Annotated in this window: 3 protein-coding genes; 1 reads left to right on the forward strand and 2 read right to left on the reverse strand. The window is 32.4% G+C overall.

The window, feature by feature from the left end; translation table 11 throughout:
- Positions 1-119 precede the first annotated feature (119 nt).
- Together ACJML3_RS05905 and ACJML3_RS05910 are read right to left on the reverse strand one after the other, a co-directional pair.
- The gene (locus ACJML3_RS05905) at positions 120-1082 is read right to left on the reverse strand and encodes a transposase (protein WP_406021465.1); all 963 of its coding nucleotides are present in this window, start codon (positions 1080-1082) and stop codon (positions 120-122) included.
- Positions 991-1530 carry a hypothetical protein gene (locus tag ACJML3_RS05910; protein ID WP_406021467.1) on the reverse strand — a complete coding sequence of 180 codons (540 nt, stop codon included), beginning with the start codon at positions 1528-1530 and terminating at the stop codon, positions 991-993. The genes ACJML3_RS05905 and ACJML3_RS05910 overlap by 92 nt, the downstream gene beginning before the upstream one ends.
- A 355-nt stretch (positions 1531-1885) precedes the next feature.
- On the opposite strand from ACJML3_RS05910, the gene ACJML3_RS05915 reads away from it, so the two are divergent.
- On the forward strand, positions 1886-2404 hold a 519-nt coding region (locus ACJML3_RS05915), incomplete at its 3' end, for a DUF2971 domain-containing protein (protein ID WP_406021469.1).

Consider the following 2404-nt stretch of genomic DNA (forward strand, 5'->3'; position numbering starts at 1 on the left):
AGAACAAAAAAAGTATTCCTTCTATTATTTGTACAAACATGATGGTTTTTATCTTTTTGTTATAAAATAATTGACTTTAATATTGAAATATAACAATTATTTTGTATAATAAATCTTACCTAAGACCTTAAGACATTATTGTCAAAAGGGTTAGGTTGGTTAACGATCTGCCATACTAACAATGGTAGATCTTTTAATAAAACTCGATCTCGATTAGAAGGCGTTGTCCTTTGACAATGCGTACTAATCTCATCGAAAAGTTCTTTAAAAATTTGATATATAGACGACAGCTTAAGTGACTGCAGACTTCTAAAAAGCTTGCTGAAGGCTGTATTGAGTTTATGTAGTTTAAGCATAGATATCCATTGGATCTTTTTCTTTAACATAGCCTTAATACCACAGTAAGTTTTAGAAAGCGATGCAATCAATGACAGTAGTACAAAAGTCAAAATGATGTTCTTGTCAGCAGAGTTGATACTCTGAAGGCAATTGCTACGTTTATTTGCTTTATTAAAAAGCTCAATAGACCAGCGTACTCTGTAAAGCATGAAAATCTGTTTTGCACAAAGGCATTCTCTTGGAATATTAGTTCTAAGAACAGAGCGTTGTTCATCTGCTTTTGCATTTTGATTATGTCTTAAAACCACTCTAAGCTTATGGTCTGTTAGTTTGCTAACAACGGTTAAGTCTGCACCTGTTTGTTCAGGAACAGCCTTAACGGTTTTACCAATATACTTAGTAATATTTTGACCATTGTCATCAAAGCATTCAGTAATAACACCTGCTGTATTAGCTTTTCCTCTGATAAGGAAAAGATTACCTGAGTCAGTAATTCGCTTTTCAAGATCTTCACTGATATAGCCTCTATCAGCAATGATAAGGCAGTTTTTGAATCTTTCAGGATGAACGCAATCTCTTTCAGAGCCAACAGCTTCAGTTACTTCAATGTATTCAAAGGTATTCTTAATGATTGAGAAGGCAACATGTAACTTAATACCAGGTCTTGGTAATGAGCCATCCTCTTCTAGGTCTACCTTTGCTTTTGCAACTAAAGTTATCAGCACATGAGTACTGTAAGTCAATCTCTGTACCATCAATGAGAATGATGTCATTAACCTTAAGGCGTTTTAATAGAGCCTTTAAATCAGCAGGCAGATTCTCTTTTAACTTTAGGTTTAAAGACTTTGATTTAAACAGTGTTAATAACTGCTGACAAAGCTCTTTAACAGTTTCTAGTGTTGTTTCCTGCTGTAGCTGCTTGTGAATACACTTAACCGTCATAGATTCATTGTCTGATGCTTTATTGTAGGCATCTGCAATTGACTTAAGGGTTAACTCTGAGCTTTTAGTAGGTGAGCACATGAGATTGAGTGCTGTTAAAGTGTAATCAGCTACATCAAACTTTCTTTGTCTAACTAGAGCCTTCTTTGCTCTAGCTATACAGCAGATATTCTCTTTAGAGAGAACTGAGGTTAAAGAGGTGTTTTCTGAACTTGACAATGGAGCAATAAAAAAGGATAATTTCTGCATGGGGATCCTTGTGTTATCTATTTGATTTGGCGAGAGAATTGTAGCACAGTTATCCCTATTTTTATATCCAAAATTATCCATAACCCATTCAAAATTAAGCCCTTTTTCAAAAGTCCAATTTCTTGAAAAAACACCTACTAAAATGAGCTAATTCATAAGAACATCAAATTCTTATCTGTCTGATTTATATACCAAATTTTTAAAGAGCTTTAATCGTTGACGTAAAAAATCACGATTAATAAATTTTTGTTACACTGTAACTAATTAATCTATAAGATCTTTTTAAGCTAATTTTCCAAAGATCTTAGGAAAGATTTTATATTGTGAAATTCTGTTATAACGAAGGTTAACAGATATGAGTTTACCAAGATTATTTCATTACACAAAAACATCTTCTTTACTAGGAATCTTAGATAGCCAAGAGCTTTATTTTAGCCGATTAAGAAACTTAAATGATGCAAGCGAAGGCAGAGCTGTTCTAGATATAATTAAGGCTCTCGAACCTAAAGGCATTGCAAAAAACTTAATTCAATTTGTAAAGAATAATTATTCTTCTATTGAGAAAAAAGCAAGAAGTTCATATTCCTTTTCATTCACAACAGAAGAAGATGATGCTTCTCAATGGGATCGCTATGCAGATCATGGAAAAGGAGTATGTATTGAGTTTTGTTCTGATCAATTAGAAAGTCTTATGAATACATTTAGTCAAGTTCGTTTAGACAAGATAATCTACATTGATTCAAATAGTCAAAAAGAAATTAAAGATGAGTTAAATAAGCTTGCTTTAAATATCAACAACAATGAACTAACAAAAGAACTTGCGTTCTTTTCAATGAGATTTAAACATTTCTCTTTTCGACATGAAAATGAATAT

This window comes from Succinivibrio sp. (genome assembly GCF_045124615.1).
GTDB lineage: Bacteria > Pseudomonadota > Gammaproteobacteria > Enterobacterales > Succinivibrionaceae > Succinivibrio > Succinivibrio faecicola.

Bases quoted from the DNA above. Each gene is read 5' to 3' on its own strand.
- ACJML3_RS05910 (WP_406021467.1), bottom strand. From the start codon at position 1,530: ATGCAGAAATTATCCTTTTTTATTGCTCCATTGTCAAGTTCAGAAAAC.